The 20,750-nt window shown below is 52.3% G+C and carries 16 protein-coding genes; 12 read left to right on the top strand and 4 right to left on the bottom strand.

Features of this window, described 5'->3' with window-relative positions; all coding sequences use genetic code 11:
• The first annotated feature begins 14 nt into the window (after positions 1 to 14).
• The 12 genes from A8G00_RS11065 to A8G00_RS11015 all read left to right on the top strand — a co-directional run bounded on the left by A8G00_RS11065 (position 15) and on the right by A8G00_RS11015 (position 15,918).
• Positions 15 to 2,168 (top strand): glycosyltransferase, encoded by a 2,154-nt coding sequence (locus tag A8G00_RS11065; RefSeq protein WP_103000702.1) that lies wholly within the window; start codon positions 15 to 17, stop codon positions 2,166 to 2,168.
• A 183-nt stretch (positions 2,169 to 2,351) separates the two neighbouring features.
• Positions 2,352 to 3,023 (top strand): class I SAM-dependent methyltransferase, encoded by a 672-nt coding sequence (locus A8G00_RS11060; RefSeq protein WP_103000701.1) that lies wholly within the window; start codon positions 2,352 to 2,354, stop codon positions 3,021 to 3,023.
• Positions 2,986 to 3,252 (top strand): hypothetical protein, encoded by a 267-nt coding sequence (locus A8G00_RS11055; RefSeq protein WP_172451840.1) that lies wholly within the window; start codon positions 2,986 to 2,988, stop codon positions 3,250 to 3,252. Before A8G00_RS11060 ends, A8G00_RS11055 begins: the two co-directional genes overlap by 38 nt.
• Before the next feature lie 147 nt (positions 3,253 to 3,399).
• Entirely contained in the window at positions 3,400 to 4,572 is a 1,173-nt protein-coding gene (locus tag A8G00_RS11050) for a polysaccharide biosynthesis/export family protein (protein WP_103000699.1), read from the top strand.
• 55 nt (positions 4,573 to 4,627) lie between these two features.
• Positions 4,628 to 5,527: an FkbM family methyltransferase gene (locus A8G00_RS11045; RefSeq protein ID WP_103000698.1), complete on the top strand. Its 900-nt coding sequence runs from the start codon at positions 4,628 to 4,630 to the stop codon at positions 5,525 to 5,527.
• A 12-nt stretch (positions 5,528 to 5,539) separates the two neighbouring features.
• Positions 5,540 to 6,667, top strand: coding sequence for a hypothetical protein (locus A8G00_RS11040; protein WP_103000697.1), 1,128 nt, complete (start codon positions 5,540 to 5,542; stop codon positions 6,665 to 6,667).
• A gap of 57 nt (positions 6,668 to 6,724) precedes the next feature.
• Entirely contained in the window at positions 6,725 to 10,414 is a 3,690-nt protein-coding gene (locus tag A8G00_RS11035; protein ID WP_146032591.1) for a glycosyltransferase, read from the top strand.
• Positions 10,411 to 11,217, top strand: a complete 807-nt coding sequence (locus A8G00_RS11030; RefSeq protein ID WP_103000695.1) for an ABC transporter permease — start codon at positions 10,411 to 10,413, stop codon at positions 11,215 to 11,217. The genes A8G00_RS11035 and A8G00_RS11030 overlap by 4 nt, the downstream gene beginning before the upstream one ends.
• Before the next feature lie 30 nt (positions 11,218 to 11,247).
• Positions 11,248 to 12,423, top strand: coding sequence for a lipopolysaccharide biosynthesis protein (locus A8G00_RS11025; RefSeq protein ID WP_103000694.1), 1,176 nt, complete (start codon positions 11,248 to 11,250; stop codon positions 12,421 to 12,423).
• Between the two features lie 87 nt (positions 12,424 to 12,510).
• Entirely contained in the window at positions 12,511 to 13,824 is a 1,314-nt protein-coding gene (locus tag A8G00_RS11020; protein WP_146032590.1) for a phytanoyl-CoA dioxygenase family protein, read from the top strand.
• Positions 13,825 to 14,126: 302 nt separating this feature from the next.
• Positions 14,127 to 14,849, top strand: coding sequence for a hypothetical protein (locus A8G00_RS24795; protein ID WP_146032589.1), 723 nt, complete (start codon positions 14,127 to 14,129; stop codon positions 14,847 to 14,849).
• A complete protein-coding gene (locus A8G00_RS11015; RefSeq protein WP_103000692.1) occupies positions 14,842 to 15,918 on the top strand; it encodes a GSCFA domain-containing protein in 1,077 nt (358 codons plus the stop codon). Before A8G00_RS24795 ends, A8G00_RS11015 begins: the two co-directional genes overlap by 8 nt.
• Positions 15,919 to 16,010: 92 nt before the next feature.
• Here A8G00_RS11015 and A8G00_RS11010 read toward each other — a convergent pair whose 3' ends face one another.
• From A8G00_RS11010 to A8G00_RS10995, 4 genes are read right to left on the bottom strand one after another with little or no spacing between them, the layout of a single operon-like run.
• Positions 16,011 to 17,267, bottom strand: coding sequence for a sulfotransferase (locus A8G00_RS11010; RefSeq protein WP_172451839.1), 1,257 nt, complete (start codon positions 17,265 to 17,267; stop codon positions 16,011 to 16,013).
• Between the two features lie 43 nt (positions 17,268 to 17,310).
• Positions 17,311 to 18,471: an AGE family epimerase/isomerase gene (locus A8G00_RS11005; RefSeq protein ID WP_172451838.1), complete on the bottom strand. Its 1,161-nt coding sequence runs from the start codon at positions 18,469 to 18,471 to the stop codon at positions 17,311 to 17,313.
• 13 nt (positions 18,472 to 18,484) lie between these two features.
• Complete coding sequence (locus A8G00_RS11000) at positions 18,485 to 19,690, bottom strand: HAD-IIIA family hydrolase (protein ID WP_103000689.1); 1,206 nt, start codon at positions 19,688 to 19,690, stop codon at positions 18,485 to 18,487.
• 25 nt (positions 19,691 to 19,715) lie between these two features.
• Complete coding sequence (locus tag A8G00_RS10995) at positions 19,716 to 20,750, bottom strand: dehydrogenase (protein WP_103000688.1); 1,035 nt, start codon at positions 20,748 to 20,750, stop codon at positions 19,716 to 19,718.

Below are 20,750 nucleotides of genomic sequence, written 5' to 3'. Positions count from 1 at the left end.
TCTGCGGAGGGAATATGTTGGCAGCACTGCGCCAGCGTCGATCGATAGCCGCTGCCCGGGCGGGCGGTGCGGCTATGGAAAAGGGGGATTGGGCGGAGGCAAGTCGGCTGTTTCAGTACGCCTTGACCCTTCGCCCGGAGCGGGTCGAGCTACAGGTTCAACATGCCCATGCCTTGAAGGAAATGGGCCGGACGGACGAAGCGCTTGCAAGCTATGCGCGCGCGTCCGACAGCGATGATGGGCTTTATCACCTGGGCCTTTTGCGCGTGCAATCGGGCGATCAGCCGGGAGCGGTGGAAGCTTGGACGCGATTGCTGGAGCGAACCCCCGGCCATGACGCGGCGCTGAACGCGCTATCGCGCTATGGGATCGTGCATCTCCTTACGCGTCATGCAAGGAACAGGTTACGTACGCAGCATCAGGAGGATCTGACGCGCAATATCGAAGCATTGTCTGCTCTCATCGGGAGGGCGCAAATTCTGCTTCAGGAAGGTGTGTCCGATTACCAGGAAATTCGGCCCTCCTTGATGTTAGCGGCGCCCGGTGGCGACCGGAATGTCGGCGCTCAAATCATCGTCGATGCCCGCAGCAGCCAACCCAGTTTCGTTCGCGCAACGCTTCTTAGCCTTCTTGAGTCCACGCATGGGCAATGGACTGCGGCGGTCGTCGGTTCGTCTGAGATTTGCGATCATCCCGTGGCCAGCCTCGCCAACACGGACTCCCGCATCAGCTTCCTTCTCGACGGCATGAAAATCGAGTCTGCTTCCGTCGCTGCCCAAATCTATGTCTCGGCTGGCACCGTGTTTCATGCCGAGACTTTGGCGTGGCTCATCCACATCCTGTCCACGACACCGGCCGGCGCTTGCATGACGGACTGGGACTTTTGCATCGCCAACTGGGATGAGCCGCCCCAATATTTCGACCCACAACTTTTTGGCGTCTTCGATCTCGACTGGCTGCTCACGACCGATTTCCCACCACCTTTGGTTGCCGTCCGCGCTGGTCAGGCTGACCTTCGCCCACGCGACCCCGAGCAGCGACGCGAATTGCTGGCGAATATCGCCGTGTCCGGCGGAGAAGTCGCGCACATTCCTGTTCCGCTGGCATCCGTATCACGCATTCCGTTTCGTGCGGAAGCGGCGCGTCAACTGGGGCATGATGCGCCGATATGGTCCCTTGAGCCCGTGGGTTTTGCTCCGGTCGCGGGAGCCGTGGCCCAAGGAAGCCTTGAAATAGTGGAAAGGATGGGCCGACCGTTCCTGACCCGAGGTCCTGTCAGGGACACTGGCGAACCGGTGCGAGTGATCATCCCCACGCGAGATTGCGCCGATTTGTTGGAGGAGATGGTAGAAAGCCTGCTCGCGCATGCCGACCGTCCCGATCGCTTGCGGCTGACCATCGTGGACAATCGCAGCCAAGAGGAACGAACCGCCCAACTGCTGACCCGGCTGGGAGAGAGGGATGGAACTGACATTGTCTCCCATGATCGGCCTTTCAACTGGTCTGAGATCAATAATGCCGCGGCGGCCGTTGCGAGCGAGGAGCTGCTTATATTTGCTAATAATGATGTTGCGATGCTTACCCCGCGTTGGGACCGGCATTTGCGAGGGCAACTCGGTCGACCGGATGTGGGGGTAATTGGCTTTCGCCTGCTTTACCCTGATGGATCTGTCCAGCATGCGGGAATGTTGATGGGACTGGCGGACGGTTCCCCCGCGCATGAAACAGGAAACGACGTCGATGATATCGCATCTCGGTTCGATCGAGTGCGCTCAGTGCCCGCCGTGACCGGCGCCTTCATGGGGGTGAGGCGGGAAGTTTTTAACCGTTTCGGTGGTTTCGACGCCGTTCGGTTTGCTATCGCCTATAATGACGTCGATCTATGCCTCGCCGCGCGAGAGGTTGGTCTCAAGGTCCTTTACGATCCAGGTATCGAACTGATCCACCACGAATCAAGGACACGCGGCTTCAACGACAACCGGTTAAAGATCGCTTGGGACCAGGGTGAACTGCGATCTTTGTATGAGAAATGGGGCGATGCATTGCGGCATAATCCGTTCTTGAGCCCTTGGTGGTCACCAAATGCGCCTTTCATGAGCATTGAGACTGCGAAGAAAGATCGGGTGCTGAACTGGATGACCGTCACTCGCATGGGTAGGCGAGGGTAAGAACGCTGTTTGATTTTCGGTTTTCGACAAGGAATCTTGATTGAGTTGCTTGATTTTATGTGGATTTAAACGCTTAGGCAGGAACGGCCACCCGGAAATCGCAGGCTAGCAGATTGTGACTTGCGCAGACGGTGTCTCTGAGCAAAGCTGGATCCTATCAAGCACTTAAGGGTGGATCGGTGAATGACTGAGCTCAAAAACCAGGTCATTGACCTTGTGTGGCGTGGTAACGACCCGTTCCGAGGCTTTCCCAAGAACATCTACCAGGTCGATACGCAGGGGTGGGGTTTTCAACATCCCTATCTTAGTGAAGCGATCGCAGGCACTTCCATGCTCGTGGTAGAGGTCGGCGTTTGGAAGGGCGCTTCGACTATCGCCATGGCTGGTAAGATGCGCGATCTGGGCATGGACGGCGCAATCATATGTGTCGACACATGGCTTGGAGCGGCCGATCACTGGACGCAAAACGAGTGGTTCGAACATCTTGGATGGGACCATGGTTGGCCCAATCTGCATCGAAAATTCATGGCCAACATTATCGATGCAGACTTACAGGATTATGTCGTTCCGCTACCTGCCGATTCGATCAACGCTGCTGAGGTGCTAAAGCATTACTCGGTGCAGGCGGATGTGATCCATATCGATGCTGGCCATGAATACGGGTCGGTTATTTCCGACCTTCACGCTTGGTGGCCGGTTCTCAAAGGTGGAGGTTTATATATTGGGGATGATTATTACGATAACGGAATCGACTGGCCCGGCGTGCAAAAAGCACATGATGAGTTTTTTGGTGAATTGAATCTATTCCCCTTTGAGCATGGCAGTGGCAAGTGCCGGCTTCGAAAGCCAGGATGAAAAGGGGGCCATCAAGGGCAAAGCCAGCGGAGTGCGTTCAATGAGCGAGGACAAGGAGGTTGGACCTCAGGAATGGGAGAAGCTCAAGAACGCCGATGAGCACCAAGCGGATTCGGCGGAAGCCAACCGGTTCGGCTTGGATGAAGAAGGACGGAACAATCTCGTCTTTATGATTGTAACGCTTATCGGCCTTCTTCTGGTAGGCCTGTTGCTAGGCATCTACTGGTAAGAGTGGCCTGCTTCTTTCATCGAGCAGAAGCTCGGATCGATCGGTGATCGGGGATATTTTTTCTCGGCCTTCGCTTGCCCATGAAGCTGTACTTTGGCACAGGAGCGCCAAGCTTTAACGCTTGGTGCAAGGCTGGATCGGCAATATATGAATCCTCGTGTTTTTTCGCTGCGTTCGGCTTGGGCGCGCTCGGCAAGCGTGGCGGTCCCGTTGGCCTTTGCGGCGTTGGGTGGATGTGCGACGTTGCCTTCCAATGGTCCTACCGCAGGCCAGATAGAGAAATCGGTCGCGAAGGCGCAAAGCGGACCCAGTCTGACGCTCGTGGATTTGACGCCAACCGCGGTCGCAGGCTTGGCGGCGGCGTCAGCGAACGGCAATGCTGAACTTGCAAATTTGATTCGCACCGGGGATATGGATTCCCCAGAATTAATCCGGCCTGGTGACACGTTGTCTATCGCGATCTACGAAGTGGGCGTTTCGTTGTTTTCGGCTCAGACTGCGGCAGGCGGCGAGTTGTCCAGCCAGGTAACCAATCCTGTCGCGAATGCCCAGCGGATGAACGGCGTTCAGGTCGATGAGGCGGGTGGAATCCAACTGCCTTATATCGGCTATTTGTCCATCGCCGGCTTGAGCCCCCGGACGGTGGAAGCCCTAATCGAGCAACGCTTACGCGGGATGTCCCAAAGTCCCCGGGCGCTCGTGTCGATTGCCGACAGCCTAGCGACGACCTTCTATCTTTCCGGAGCGGTCGCGCGCCCAGGCCGTTACAGGCTGACCATCGCGCGCGAGAAATTGAGCGACTATCTCACGATAGCTGGGGGGGTGCAGGGGGATCCTGAAGATTTGGTGGTACGTCTCTTGAGGGACGGCAAGTCGGTGGAGATGCGTTTAAGCGATATCGCCATCAACTCCGCGAACGATGTCGTGCTTTTGCCGGGAGACCGAGTTGAGATAGTAAAGCGGCCCCGAACCTACACAGTGTTCGGCGCATCGGACCGAGTGGCGCAGGTTCCTTTCGGCGCTCCCGAGCTTTCCTTCGCCGAAGCAATTGCGCGCGCAGGAGGTCCAGCGGACGCACGGGCGAATCCGCGCGGCGTGTTCCTGTTCCGCCTGGAGCAAGGGCAGGAGGGCGCTCGCCCCGTCATATATCGTTTGAACATGATGGATGCGGGTCAATATTTCCTCGCCCAGCAGGTGGGAATGCGGGACAAGGACATCATCTATTTCTCGAATTCGGCGTCCGGTCCACCGACCAAGTTGATCGGCATTATCAATCAGCTTTTTGGCCCATTTGTGACGGCGCGCGCGCTCACCCAGTGACGGTTGGCGAATTGATCTTGCTGCGGAACGAAGTTGGGAATGGAATTGCAGGTTGATGGCTATTCTTCCATCTTGGTTTAGTCGCGATCGCCGGTGGAGACGCGAATTGCCTGCACCGAATTCCTTGCCGCTATTCGATGTTCATGCTTTGACCCCATCAAGGCGCGAATATAACCAGGATTTTATTCGCGCGCGCTGTCAGGCTGTCGGCGTGGCGCCAGCGCAGACGTTGGCGCGGGTCCTAGGCCGATACAAAATGTATGTCGATCCCCAGGATTACGGCCTTTCACCTCATCTGATGCTTGACGGTTATTGGGAAATGCCAACGACCGAAGCGCTTGTTCAATGCGTACGGCCGGGGATGATCGTCGCAGATGTTGGAGCGAATGTCGGCTACTTCACCATTCTGATGGCTGACCTTGTCGGTTCTTCAGGTAAAGTCATGGCCTTCGAGCCCAATCCCGCGATGGCAGAACGTATTCGCCGCAGCGCTTACCTGAACGGATTGACGGAGCGGGTCGAAATCTACCCCGTAGCTTTGCATGATGCAAACTGCCCTGTATCGTTCCTGATGCCTAGCGATGAGCCCAAGAATGCGTATATTGCACCCTACGAAGGGGTGGAACTGACGGGCGGAGTGATCCTTGACGCCGAACGCCTCGACAGCCGGGCGGATTGGCACAGCATTGAATTGCTCAAGATCGACGCGGAGGGCTCGGAAGAGCGGATTTGGGCTGGTGCCTCTGGCCTGCGGCATTCGGATCGGCTCCGTACTATTGTTTTAGAGTTCCAGCCTGGCCGGTACACGGACCCGCGCGCCTTTATCAAAAATATTTGCAGTTGGGGATTCGGTTTAGAATGGATTGATCCGGCCTCAGGGATCGAAGCAGTGACGATCGACGCCATACTCGCTCGCAGGTCTGATGAAGATGTTATGCTGGTTTTTCGGCGCTAGGAGACGAGATGTATGGAAGAAATCTCGATCAAGCGGATTATCGAACCGTTTGTATATTTCCCCAAGCACGCAAGCGCGATTCCTGGCCTTGGTGGGCCTCATCGCAGTCCTGATCCCAATTACTGCTTTCATACCCATTACTTCGAATATCTGCCGGGCGAAGTTCGCATTCACATCACTTTCCGAAAGGCGCGCGCCACAACCGGTGAGCTTTCGATCCGCATTCACGGCTATCGTCCGGACAATCAGCAACTCGGCATAAAATTGATGGCAGCTGAACGCGTTCAATTAGAGGGCTTGGCGGGAGAAGATCATACGATCGTCATCCGCTTCGCTTCCATCCCCGGCGTGCATTATGCGGCCTATGGCTATTTTTCAGCTCCTTCCAATCTCCGGTCGGAAGGCATTGACATGATAGCCGAGGAGCGGGGGGGGGATGATATTGAAAATTATCAGGAAGCCCATGCGCCTCCCACGATGCTGACTACCTCGGAACTGGTCGGCGTTAATTCGCTTGTAACGACCAACCCGGCCCAACTGCGCTTTCCCAATTCCCAAGCCTGCACCATTGGTCAGATTCAGTCGACCGAGTTCCGAGAATTGTGGCCGCAAATCGGAATACATGGTGATTCCGTTGAGCGGTGGCGGCAGCTATACCTGTTGCAGGTCCTTGAGGTATTTGGCTTTCTCCAGTCTGGCGGCCGTGTTCTGGCGGTGGGTCAAGTTCCGGAGCTTGTGCTGAAGATTTTCGAGGATCGGGGATGTCAACTGCTCCAAATCGTACCTGGCGATGCAGAAGAGGATGATCAACTGCCACCCACTTTAGGGCATTTCGACACGATTATCTGTTTGAATGCAATGACCGCTTCGGCTGGCTGGTCCACATTGACGAGCTTCATCGATCATGCGACGCGGCGTTTGACGAACGGTGGACTGGCCGTGTTGATGCTGAACTACAGCGCCGCTCCAGAACTCGGGGGCGAAGAAACTGACGGACTTTCCAGGCCGGATATCGAGCGGTTGGCATTGCGGCTGATCAGTCATGGCTATGACATAGCGCAGCTCAATTTCCCTTCCGGGCGCCAAGGCGACGTTCCTGTTCGAGCAATAGTGCCGTTCGGCCTTGTGGTTCGGCGCTAGCGGTCTATCAGTTGGTTTGAGTTAGATCCCAGTCAAGTAAATATAAGGCGGAACTGAGTGCCCACATTGCTTTCTAAGCTGAGCCGTTTCACGCTGACCAGCCGCCAAAGGCAGATTGCGGCAACAATGCGCAAAGCTGGTGATGATGCGAGAGAGCGCGGGCACTGGCGTCGCGCGGCCGATGCTTATGCCGCATATCTTAAGGTTCGTCCCGATGATTTCGGGATCTGGGTGCAACTTGGGCATATGCGTAAGGAAGCGGGTGATTTTGATCTTGCGGATCAGGCTTATAAGAAGGCGCTACGCCTGGAGCCCGACAATGATGACCTGCTTCTCAGTCTGGGTCATCTGCGGAAGTTGCAGAATAACGGGGAGGAAGCCGCCGCCTTTTATGTCAAGGCAGCCCGCGAGGGTGCAAATTCTCATGCATTGAAGGAGTTGCGGTCGACCTGGTTTCCAGAAACGATCCGCTCAAGTGCGATGAGTGAACTGAATGGCCAGGATGCTAAGGCCGAAGCGATCGTCAATCGCTCGCTTGATGGAGTTTTGCTCATTTCTGCGCTTGGTTTTGTCGCGGGAGCTAGCCGAGGGCAACTGCGGATGACCGGCTATGATCCCCAGATATTGCTGCGATTTCTGCCCAAGGTTGCATCCGCTCCTGTAATCGCGTTGCAAATTGCCTTTGATCGACACTCATTGAAGGCTGACAAGGGCACATTGTTCCTCGACCTTGGCAACGGGTTTAATAGCCAGGATTTTATTCTCCTGGACTATCCCGACGGACCAGATTGCACGATCGAGCTACTGATTGCCGCTCCCCAGGCCATTCGAGCCATACGTTGGGATCCGACTGAAGGCGAGACGAGTTCGTTCGAGCTTCGTTATGTCCGATGTCAGCCTATTCGCTCGATCGACGAGCTAATCGCAAAGATCGATGCTGGTCAAGGCAGAGAGGAGGCAGACCGGACCGGCAGTTCGGACGTTCCTACCCTGGCGCAGATCCGTGAGGGACTGACACCCTTTTTCCAGAAGGGAAAGCTGACGAACAGCGATCGGCAGATCATGCAGCCATTCCTTCCCCCTTGGACGGGCCGAGGGCATGGTTATGCGCATTGGCTGCACTTGTACGGCACTCCTGCCGAGGCTGATTTCCAGCGCATGGACGAGATGATCGAAGCCATGAACTGGCGTCCTCGTTTTTCCTTTGTGATGCCTGTGTATAACACACCACCGCAATTACTGTCCGAAATCATGGATGCGATGTTAAAGCAAAATTATCCTGATTTTGAAATATGCATTGCCGACGACCGCAGTACTGATCCTCGAGTTGAGAAGATTCTGCAAAAATATGCAAGCTCAGATGAACGTGTAAAGGTCACAAAAAGAAACATTAACGGCCATATTTCCCTTTGCTCTAACAGTGCGGCCAACCTGGCAACGGGTGATTATATCGTTCTGGTCGATCACGATGATCTCATTCCTCCATACACTTTATTTGTACTGGCGGCTTATTTGAATCGTTTTCCGGATGCGCGCATTATTTTCAGCGACGAAGATAAGATCAGCATGACTGGAGAGAGATTCGACCCTTATTTCAAGAGCTGTTACAACGAATATCTGATGTACGGCCATAATATGGTCAGCCATCTTGGCGTTTATCATCGTCAGTTGTTTGAAGTGGTGGGAGGTTTTCGTAAAGGGTTGGAGGGAAGTCAGGATTACGATCTTTTCCTGCGTTGTTCGGAATTGATCGATCCGCACCAGATCATTCACATCCCCCACGTCCTTTATCATTGGCGCCAAGTGCCAGGGTCGACGGCTATTTCCGCCGACCAGAAGGATTATGCGATCCTGGCGGCGCGGGCCGCGATCGGCGGTCATCTGGAGCGTTTGCGTCTGCCCCTCACATCGGTCGAAGGTCATGCGCCAGGTAACAGCGCTCTTGCGGTGCCGCATGAACTGGACACCAGCGTCAGCATCATCATCCCTACTCGCAACGGGGTCGATCTGCTGGATGATTGTCTCGCATCAATTGCGCGGCATAATCCGGAAAATATCGAGGTTCTCGTGGTAGACAATGATTCCGATGAAGAGGAATCGCTGCACTATCTGGCTGGCGTGGCGGAGAAATATGCGACGCTTAACGTTCAAGTCATAGCCGCGCCGGGTTCATTTAATTTTTCAGCGATCAACAATCTGGCCGCGGCCAGCGCTAAGGGCGAAATCCTCTGCTTCCTCAACAATGACACTGAGGTGATGGCGTCGGCTTGGCTGGATCGGGCACGAGGGCTGCTTGCGATGGGAGAGATTGGCGCCGTGGGCGCGCGTCTTATCTATCCGGACCATTCCATCCAGCATTTTGGGCTCGTCACAGGAATGTATGAGCATGGTGTTGCTGGTGGCGTGCACCTATTTGAGAATTCTCACGGCTACGGATATTTCAGCAAGCACCGGATGATAGGCGAGTTTACGGCTGTGACGGCGGCCTGCCTTTTCGTGCGCCGCGAGGATTTTGAAAGCGTTGGCGGGTTCGAGCCCCAACTTGCCGTCGCCTATAATGACGTGGACCTATGCTTGAAATTGCGTGCGTTGGGACGCCGCGTGCTTTGCGATCCATCGATCCAACTGGTGCACAAGGAATCGAAGAGTCGCGGGCATGATGTATCGCCTGAGAAGGTTGCGCGCTTGGATCGCGAAGCGCTATGGATGGTAGAGCGATGGGGCGACAGGCTGGTCGAAGATCCCTATTATTCTCCCAATCTATCAATACGACGGCCGGATTTTGCTCTGGCCTATCCCCCGCGGCAGCCCTGGCCTTGGGATTCGCATAATGGGAAGCCAAGCGTTGCCTCAGGTGCGATAATTCGTGCGCCGCGATTTGTTTCTCCGGGCCGGAAAGGTGATCAGGGGTATCTCGCGATCTGCGCCATATTAAAGAATGAAGCTATCAATATTCTGGAATGGATCGCTTATCACCGTGCCATCGGCGTAGAAAAATTTTATCTTTATGATAATAATAGTACAGATCATGTGAAAAAACTGCTTGGAAAACTCATCCTCCAAGGAATCGTTGATCTCATACCGTGGTCGATAAACCCGGGTCAGGTAGAGGCGTATGATGATTTCGCGGACCGCCATCGGCATGGCTGGACTTGGGCGGCGTTCATCGACCTTGATGAATTTATCAATCCATTCGGACATGAGTCCCTGGTCGAATGGCTGGAAGGATTTGCCGATGCATCGGCAATCGCCATTCAATGGTTCAATTTCGGTCCCAATGGAAATGATGTCCCGCCATCCGGTCTGCTGATCGAAGGATATACTACGCGATTGTGCGATGATCATGTTATGCATGGTCACGTCAAGACGATCGTCCGGATGGCGGACTATGATCGCGCACAAGGCCCGCATAGCTTCCATGTACGGGGGAAGGTTGTCGATGAATATGGCGAGGAAATCGATCAGTCGACCAACTACGCCCTCATGCAACCGAAGCAGCATCATGCGATCTGCATCAATCATTACTATACGCGGTCGCGACAGGAATGGCAGTCGAAGATTGATCGTGGACTGGCGGATCATGGTCCTAACAGCCAAACGGTTCGAAACCCGGCCTGGATCGAGATTTATGAACGCGAGGCGATCGTTGCGGATGACCGCATCACCAAGTTCGCTGAAGCTACGCGTAGGGTCCTGTCCGATTTCAATTTGCCGGTCGGTCCCCAATATTCGGAATTGCACAAGTGAGTGGCACGTTTCTAAAAGGCAGCGATAACCACCGGCAGCCGTCGGCCTTTTCTACACAATGCGCCGTCATTGGCGCTTTGATGTTGCGCGAACTCCACTCTCGCTTTGGACGAGATAATATCGGCTATCTATGGCTTATCGGTGAACCGATGATGCTGGCGACAGTAATCAGTTCGATACATTATTTCACAAGCCATTCGCATCAGGGCATGCAGCCCTACCCATTTACTCTGGTAGGTTACTGCCTTTTCATTATTTTTCGCGGAATATTTAATCGTGCAGAAGGCGCAGTGGAAAGCTCCAGTTCACTGATGTATCACAAAATGGTTAAGCCAATCGACGTAATGATCGTGAAAACTATTATCGAATCCTTGGGTTGTGTGGCCTCTTTGATAGTATTGATGGCAATAGGTATTATGCTCGGCATCGCTGAATTTCCTGTGAGGCCGCTCTATCTAATGCTTGGTGCTTTGATGGTTACTTGGTGGTCATTTGCACTTTCTCTGATTGTCGCATCTGTGACCTATGGCAGCCACACATTAGGTAGATTTGTGCACCCTATTTCCTATTTTTGTGTGCCTCTTAGTGGCGCATTCTGGACCATGTCGCTGTTACCTGCGAATTTTCGGTCAGCGATGGCCTGGAACCCGATGGTCGCTATGTTTGAAACTGCCCGTTACGGGCAGTTCGAGTGGGCGGATGACAGATATATGTATATCGGCTATCAGATTACCGTTTGCGCCTGTTTGACTTTCGTTGGACTGGTTTTCATTAGGACGCTGCAAAAGAGAATTCATGTGTAAATTATTGCTCCATGGAGGCCGGTAAATCAGATGTTTATGGATGGTATCATAAAGCCGGCAGACCAGAATCGGTATGAAGCGCGGCAGGCCTCTAGCGCGTTTCTGCGACGGCTTTATGGATTGCGTTATTTTCTTGCGCTCGTGGTTTTGCCGACGGTTCTCGTCGCCAGTTATTATTACATGATTGCGTCTGATCAGTATGAATCCAGTGCAGATTTCGTGGTGCGCAAGGGCGACAGCCAAGGGCGCACTTCCGGGAGTAGCACGGCAGCTTTGCTTGGATTTGGTGTTGGCGGTGGCGGATCGCAACAGACCGATGCGCTAATAATACAAGATTATCTTCTCAGCCATGACGCTGTTGCTAAATTGCGAGCTGACAACGCACTCATTCAGCGTTTCCAGCGCCCTCACATCGATTTTCTAAGCGCGCTTTGGGGGGAGACTCCTGCGCCTGAAACCGTCCTGAAATATTATAGGAAGCATGTCGACGTTGAGCAAAACATCGAGGACGGCATTACGGATGTTCGCGTCCGCGCTTTCACGCCCGAGGACGCACATGCGATCGCCGAAAAGCTGCTTCAGATGGGTGAACAGCGCGTAAATCAAATTAACGAACGGACGATGAGAGGGCAGCTCACGGCAGCGAAAAGCCAATTGAATTTGGCCGAGCAGGATCTGTCCGCAATTCAGGCGCAGCTCACAAATTTCAGGAGAACTAAGGGTGATATCGATCCGGCCGGAACCGGCAAGGCGCAGATCGGCATGGTCGCTGATTTGACGGGGAATTTGACTGCTGCCAGAGCTCGTCTCGATGCTATCAAAGGGTTTATATCGAGATCGAGCCCGCAATATCAAGCCGTGGAAGCCCAGGTTCGAGCGCTTGAAGCGCAGGTCGCCTCCCAGAACACTAAGCTTGTTTCGGGCGGGAATAATATAGCAACTGGCCTTGGAAAATATGAAGATCTGCTGATTCGGCAGGAGTTTGCCGGCAAGCGTTATGCGGCCGCTGCGGCTGCTTACGAGGATGCGCGGGCCCAAGCTTTGAAGCAACAATTGTATTTGGTGCGCGTTGTGGACCCGAACACTCCGGTCAAGTCGCAATTTCCCGAACGGGGGCGTGTTGTGCTGACTGTGTTTTTTTCCCTTCTGCTAGCCTACGGCATTGGATGGATGCTGCTCGCTGGCATTAAAGAGCATAGTCTCTAGGGCTCGTAACTGGAATGCGTCCGCTCAAGTTTCGTTTTTGTGAAATCGCTTGGAGTGGTTTTCATCGGACCCATTGGGGGTAGGTTAATGAATATTACCGTAGAAGCCCGAAACCAGATCATTCCTAGTGAGATTGTGTTCGATCCGCAGCTTTATCTCCTGCGTAATCCCGATGTCGCGGCTGCGGGCGTAGACGCTCGGTCGCATTGGGAACAATATGGGCGGGAGGAGGAGCGGCGCGGAGACCGAAAATCGTGGTGGGCACCCCACTTTGATGAGCAAGCCTATCGTGCCGCTTATCCTGACGCAGCATTAGCCGTCGAAGAGGGGCGTTTCGTCTCCGGGGCCGAACATTTTTTGGCGATCGGTCGAGTTGAACTTCGAAACGGTTCACGGATGGCGCCGGACGGTTTTTCCGAGAGCGACTATCGCGCGGCACGACCATCTGCAGCAGAAGCGGTGGATGCAGGTCTATATGTCAGCGGCTACGACCATTGGCTGCAGTGGGGCAGCCATGAGGACAGGATCGCGGCCAAACTGCGTTCGCAATCTAATTTGCCGGAGCATCCGGTTGCGGCGTTCGTGCCGAGCCGGGAGGTCGCACCTCCGTCGCCTGATAAGGTCAAATTTTGGGCGGACAATGGCTTCATGATCTTGGAAGGCGTAATTTCGGAGGAAAGATGCGAGGCGGTCAACCAACGAATTGACCGTTTGTGGACCGAACGGTCGAGCGAGGCTCCTGCGGTTTCCATCGATGTCTATCTTGAGCGGCCTGATTCTCGGCGTATCCCCATGAAAGATGCGCCTGACGACGCTCGCAGTCTACCGTATAAGATAAACGACATGGCGATATTCGATCCCATCGTACAGGCAGTGGCGCTCGACCAAAAAGTATGTGAAGCCCTGCGCTGGGTTCTGCGATCTGATCCTGCGCTTATCGGGTCACTGAATTTCGAACGAGGAAGCACCCAGCGCTTCCACACCGATACCTTATACATGCCTGGCAAGTCACCCGGTGGCATGACGGCAGCATGGTTCGCGCTGGAGGATGTCACTGAAGAGGCCGGTCCCTTACTCTATTACCCCGGCAGCCACAAAATTCCTATGTTTCGCTTTAGTTCCGGGCTTCCTGCACAGGTGGACGCCGAAGTTCCCTTCTACACAGAATACATGCAAAGGTCAGTGGATGAGCGCGGTCTTGAGTATAGCGCGTTTCTTCCAAAAAAAGGTGACGTCCTTATATGGCACGAATTGCTCTTTCACGGCGGCGCCCCAATAAGAGATTTGTCAAAAACAAGAAAAAGCTTAGTTGTGCATTATTGGCGATCTGAAGAAATGAATGTTCAAGAATTAGGATCGGTCAATGAAGCATACTATTGGAACCGTCCGCCTCTCGCGTAATATCCCTAACAGATTTTTTAAATATATGACGCATTGATTTTGTAGTTAACATCAATTGTTTTTCATTTATGCTTATTTGAGCAGATTTGGATGTACCGCGACGCAGATCGTTAGGGCGCAAACCGTATCCTAAATGAAGAAGCATATGAAAATCGAATTGATGAAACTTGTACTCGTAGAAATAAAAAAGCAGATCTCCTAGGTCTTTAAGGTCACGTCCATCAATGGTTATCAGAAAGCCCATCCATGGGATCGCCCTGTGAGATATGCAACTAAGTAACACCGAATGACAGGAATTTGACTTGAAGATACTTGGTATTGGCCATAGTCATTTATTCTCCTTATTCTCTGGGTACAAGGTGGGCAACTTTCCATCCTTGGAATTCGATTTTATTCATCTGCTTCATCCGGAGTTTCGCTTAGAAAACGGATTCGACAACATTGATGCTATTCTTGATATGATTGAGAAAAAATGTTTTAATGTAGATATTGTAGTTCTCAGTATTTCAGGAAATGAGCACCATATGCTTGGTTTGGTAGAAAGCGAGCGACCGTTTGACTTTCTTCTGCCTGAACAAGAAGGAAGTAAAATTGTCGCAGGTCGAGAACTTATTCCCTATGACCTTGTTTACAAGACCCTCGATCTTCAGATGAACACTGCTTTATATGAATCGTTTGCCGGATTATTTAAGTGTCCGGTCTATCAAATTGAAGCTCCTCCGCCGATATTAGATGAAGCTTACATCCGCGACCATGCGGGAATATTTAGTGAAATGATCGAGGAGCGAGGGGTGAATACCGCCTCTGTTCGACATAAGTTATGGCGAGTAGGTTCTGATATCGCGCGGCGGAGGGCTATTCAGGCCGGCTTCGTTTATGTAGAAAATCCTCCAGCGACGCTTGGCCCGGAAGGGTTTCTTCACTTCATGGCGTTTAACAACGATGCAACCCACGGAAACGCTTGGTATGGGGCGCATGTCATTAACAACCTCCTAGCTTTAATTAATGAGGTGGATCGTGGGTGATCATCCCTATGCTACCCAACCCGCGCACGCCAAGTGGAGCAAAGCTGTTGCGCGCGCACGAATTAGCGACGTTGATCCTGTTGTACAGGGGCGGTTCCTGATCGGCCTCGATGACAAAGTTGTTACTGCCGGGTCATGCTTTGCGCAGCATATCGCCCGGCGATTATCGGGCTCCGGCTTCAATTTCCATGTAACTGAAAAACCGCATCCGTTAATTGCACCTGAGATTGCTGAGACTTATAACTACGGCGTGTTTTCCGCGAGATATGGAAATGTGTACACATCGCGCCAGTTGCTTGAGCTGCTTTTAAGGGCACAAGGAAGCTTCGAACCACTGGAAAGTCATTGGCTCGACGACGCGGGAAATTTTTACGACCCCTATAGGCCTGCTGTGCATCCTGGTGGCTTCGCTAGTTTAGAAGAGTTGATCCAAGATCGTGATCAGCATCTACGGGCCACGCTTCGAGCGTTTGAGGAGATGGATGTATTCATATTTACGCTCGGGCTTACAGAGGGTTGGATTTCATCAGCGGACGGAGCCAATTTTCCGTCGTGTCCAGGTGTAATCGCCGGTAAATATAATCCAGATCGATATCGGTTTATCAATCTCTCGGTTGAGCAGGTGGTGAGTGATGTCTCAGAATTTATTCGTAATGTAAGAAGCTTTAATCCATCATTTCGGATGATTTTGACAGTATCGCCTGTTCCCCTTGCCGCAACGGCGACAGATCAGCACGTCTTGACCGCTACATCTTACTCAAAGGCTGTACTGCGTGTGGCGGCCGAACTGATTTCTGCCGAAGATCCTGAACTTATTGCCTACTTTCCTTCATATGAAATCATCACCGGGAACTTTTCCCGTGGAGCGTATTATGCAGAAGATCTACGAAATGTTCTGGAGTCTGGCGTGGATCATGTGATGAAACTATTTTTCCGTCACTACACATCAGTTGATGTAGAAGATCTGGGGAATTCAAACACTATATCGCCAACGTTTCAGGAACTCGATCACATGAATAGGCTGGTGCGCGTTCAATGTGAAGAAGCGATGTTGGACTCTGGGCTGTAAACAGATTTTTGATCCGCCACGAGTCGTTGGAGATAATATTTGATTGAGGATAGACTACCACAAGCTCGGCAGAGCCCTAGCCATTTTGGAAATCAGCGGCGAAGGGAATAACCAAAGCGATCCGCGAAAGCCTGGCAAGAACTTCGAATTGCAAAGAGTAAGTCGGCAGGCAATTGCGAACGCCAACGGTCGACACCGTCGTTCTGCATTGATGTTCGATGCTGCCCAGCATCCTCAGGGTTTGCAACATCCGCATCAAAATTCGAGTTTGTAGGGAGGTTCAGAAATGACCGGATGCGCTGAATTTCCATTGTTCGATCCGCAATCAAATTTTCATACTTGACGATTAAAACTTTTTCAGAAGGCAACTGCTCGATTAGCAGCAACATGTTGTCGGTGTCGTCTTTTAAGGCATTCAATCCAAATGGATCAGATTTGCTTCCTTCAAAGGCGAAAGTTGTGTCGCCCCGCCGAGCGCGGAAGTCGACCCGTGATAAAAAGACATCTGCGGGGTGGCGTGTTAAAAATATGAATCGGCTATAAGCATATACCCAATTAAGCAAATTGACGATGGCTGTTGGTTGGCACTTTTCTGCGAACCATGTAGATGAGCTAATTCCATTAGACCGATATGCTCTGCGCGCAATTTCGAGCGCTGACGTACGTCCCACTTCAAAAGCATTATTTGCATACGCAGCAATCTCGGATTGATCCATATAGGCAGGATGTAAAAATGGAGAAGGACCGACGGGTTTTGCCGGAGCCCACAGATCCTCTTGGGAATGAACCTCGTGATTTGCTGTGGTTGCCATCTGCGCCACGGAGCGGGCTAGCCATATAGATTGCATGAATTCTTGTGGATACGTCGCTGATGCCACGATGCCGTGCATTGAGCGCAGAACGTTCATCAACAAGGTTGAGCCCGACCGGCCCATACTCACCACATAAAGCGGTTGCGCGACTCTTGCGATATCCTCTTCCGGTCGCTCGATTCGTCCCTCGGCAAAGAAAATTGGTATTTCAACTCCGTCCGTCGTTATCGCCCAGGCGGTAAAACAAAACGATCGGGTCAACCACAAAGCATTGATAAAATCATCGAAGCCGTAGGCTTTTAGAGTGGAATGCGTACCAAGCTTATCACCTACATCTGCTCTTTTCCCCATCCGGATAGAACCGATATTTTGGCTCCCTACCCGAATCACCAAACCGTCATCAAGTTCACGTGTCGAAACGAACCATCCCGCGATTCTAAATACAGGTCCATCTACAACTGGGTGAATAGGTTCGTCAAAATAGGCTTCGACAGTACTTGAACTGGAAACTTGCGGTTGTTGAATAGTAATTTTCATAACCATGACACAACTCAGAGTGCATAAAGAAAGATACTTTTAGCTAATGCGGAAGAATTATTTGTAATTCTCTAGCTGCGCATATAACATGGTAAAGGCTGCTCGCAGGCGAGGCTTCTTCTCGAAACGAACCGTCGACTTCCAATCTATCGAAATAGGCGCCTGGCAAGTTAGGGTGCCTGAACTGTAAGAGACCATCAATAGCATTGCAAACTCGATCGAGTGCATGGCTGCGATCGGCTGCGTTTTCAGCAAGTTGATATAGAGCCAGCCATCCCTTTATTCTTTCCGTCTGTGGCCACAACCGTGCTGCTTTGTCCCTCGCCGACATATCTTCATTGAGCTCGTTGAACATTACGCCTCGCGCTGAATCGGTGCCATATTTCTCCGCCGCCGCAACCAGCATCTTGGCTGTTGTAATTGCGTCGTTGGATCTGCGATTACGACCCCATCGTGCTAAGAGCCAAGCCCATTCACATTGATGCCCAGGCTCTACGATCCTACCGAGTTCACCAGCGATTGGTGTCCAATCCGAATCGTAAAATTCATGGAGGGCTCCGGTTTGCCGGCAGATGAATCGATCCAGGGCTAGTTGGACGATCTCATCGGCCAGCTGTGACCATTTCCTGTCGTCCGGAGTAACATTTTCCCAAGCCAAGCAGCTTTCGAGCATGTGCATGTGGGGGTTAGCTTTCAGAGGGAGAGTGCGGGGATTCGCCTCCTCAAACCCAGCGATCGGGTGCTTCCACCGCTTGTAAATGTGATTTAGCAAGCTATTAGCACGTAACTTCAGATGAGCAGTCGAAGGATAAGCTTCAACAACCGCAGCAAGCCCGAATAGAACAAAGGCATAATCGTAGAGATCGAATTCCTTCCGAACTACACGCCCGTTCGATTCTATAACGGAATGGATACCTCCTTCTTCGTTGTAGTATTTTTCAAGAAATCGGAGGCCATTGAAGATTATTTCTTCGGTTGGTCCTTCCCAACCGAAATTGGCCGCGTTAGAAAAAGAATATAGTTGCCGGCCCACAACACGCGCACGCCGCGGATCATTAAGCGGGCATCCTAAAGCATCAATTTTTTCGAAAAAGCCCCCTTCATTATGATCGACGCCGATTTTGCCCCAAAGTGGATAGACTTGTAGCCTGATCCATTCGAACAGTTCTTGGCGCTTTGCGAGTGTTTTTTCCATATCAGTCATAAGATGGGGTACCTTACCGATTGATAAGTGCGCGGACGAAATCGGCCAAATTTCCGCCGGGAAAAAGGTGGCCCGAAATGCCAGCGCTGGTGGCGGCATCGATATCCGACTGCTTGTCTCCAATTAGGAAGCTTTTGGTCTTAGCGATGGGCCAATGGTCCATGAGATCCAATATCATTCCCGGCGCAGGCTTGCGCCAAGGTGAATCGGCCCGATAACGTGACTCTACTCCATCAATGTGGAACGGGCAGAACCGGCTATCGTCTATCCACGCTCCAATCTCCGCCAAGCCCCTTTTCATGTGATGCATAACTGCTTCGTAATCTTCAACTGTATAGTAGCCCCGCGCGATTCCGGCTTGATTGGTAACTATGAAAACCAAATAACCGGCGTCGTTTGCGCTCTTTATTGCTTCCCTCGCTCCCTCTATCCAATCAAAGCGCTCGACAGATCCAACATATCCATGATCGGCGTTAATTACTCCGTCGCGATCCAGGAAAATCGCGGGCCTCTTAAGAAGCTCAAATATTTCAACTTGCGCTCTGGCATAATCATCCGGTACGCCGATATCGATAAATCCGCCCTCTCCCACAACAGCCTTTAGACGACCAGATCTGGCTAACGCAGGCAACACATCGCTCTCCAGTGAGCTGTTGGGTGATAAGTCGGTTAACAAGCTTTGATTGAAGCAATAGACGCCTGCATTAACTAACATCGTCCCGAATTCGGAACCATTCGACGAAAATTCTGCAACACGGTCGCCGTCCAGTTTTACCTCACCATATCGTGGTGAAGAAGCCATTTGTCGTAGAGATAAGACGCCCGTGATCTCCGGTGAACTCGAAAGTAACCCTGCTAGCTTGCAGAGTGAGATACCGAAATAGCTATCGCCGTTCATCAGAAAGAAGGAATCTTCTAATTTGTTGCGCGCGTGCCAAAGGGCGCCGCCTGTCCCTGCTTGGTCAGGCTCAATAGATAGTTCAACCTTTATATCGTTCTCCACTCGACTTGGGAGTTCGTCAGCGAAGCGTTGCATTTTCGCGGAATGATATGCGGAGAGCAGGAGTATCTGCGAAATTCCCTGCCTCGCGATCTCTCTCACGAGTATTTCCAAAAATGGACATTTACCGACCGAGAGCAGCGGTTTAGGAGTGTCACGAGTTAGCTTTCCCAGTCTCGTCCCCAGTCCGCCTACCAAAATCGCTGCTTGGTTTATCATCGCTCGTTCCGTTGTTCGGGAAGTGTTAGAGTTGCCATGTGTGGGAGCCATCATGTGTGAACATGACTGGGGTTGCATTGGCTCCCGCAGCGCTCAATTTTTCTATAAGCCCGAACCGGTGTTCTGGGTGTACTAAGAAAAAGATGAATCCTCCACCACCTGCGCCCGAAACTTTACCTCCTAGTGCACCACATTCCATTGCGATTTCCATAAGTTCATCGATTCGACTATTTGAAATCCCTTGTGCGGTTGACCGCTTTGCCTTCCAGGACCGTGTGAGGATTTCCGCCATATCATCGATTCTGCCGGATAGAAGTGCAGCTTTCATGGATTGAGCATCGTCCTTGAGCCGATGGAGGCCATCCAAAGTCGCACTGCTCGAAGAAGAGATACCGCTCGTTTGTCGTTCGATAATGTCGGCCGATTTGCGTGAGCGTCCGGAAAAACAAATTACTATGGAGGATTCTAATTCCTTTAAGATTGCATCCGACACTCGAAGCGGATTGACTATGACGCGAGCATCAGTTGTAAACTCAATGAAGTTGACGCCGCCGAATGCGGCCGCATATTGATCCTGCCTACCGCCGGCTAAGCCCGCATCGACACGTTCTATTTCAAAAGCCAGATGGGCAACGTCATAAGGGCCTAATGGTGCGTTGATCGCCAAACGGAGAGCGTCCACCAGTGCCACGACGAGGGCGGATGACGAACCCAAGCCGGATCCGGGTGGGGCATCGACTGTCGTCGCGATCGTCATCGCTATTCTTCGTCCCCCATTGAAATCTCGCACCATTCTGTCATACGCAAGGGCGTGCAATGTAAGCTTCTCGCTCACCAACGGCGCGTCGAGGTCAAAAGCCTCAGTAATATTCAGATCATCAGCTCTCAAAATGATCTTGCCGTCATCGCGAGGAAGTATGCTCGCGAAGGCGAAGCGATCAATTGTCACATTCAGAACCGCGCCGCCGAACTCGTCGCAATAGGGTGAAAGATCGGTCCCTCCTCCGGCCAAGCCAAGGCGTAGAGGTGCTCTTGCGCGAATTTTGTTGAACTTGGCCAT

This window comes from Sphingobium sp. SA916 (assembly GCF_002894065.1).
In the GTDB taxonomy this organism is placed as follows: domain Bacteria; phylum Pseudomonadota; class Alphaproteobacteria; order Sphingomonadales; family Sphingomonadaceae; genus Sphingobium; species Sphingobium fuliginis.
The sequence above is the reverse complement of the archived record's forward strand: the minus strand, read 5'-3'. Positions and strand labels throughout refer to the sequence as shown.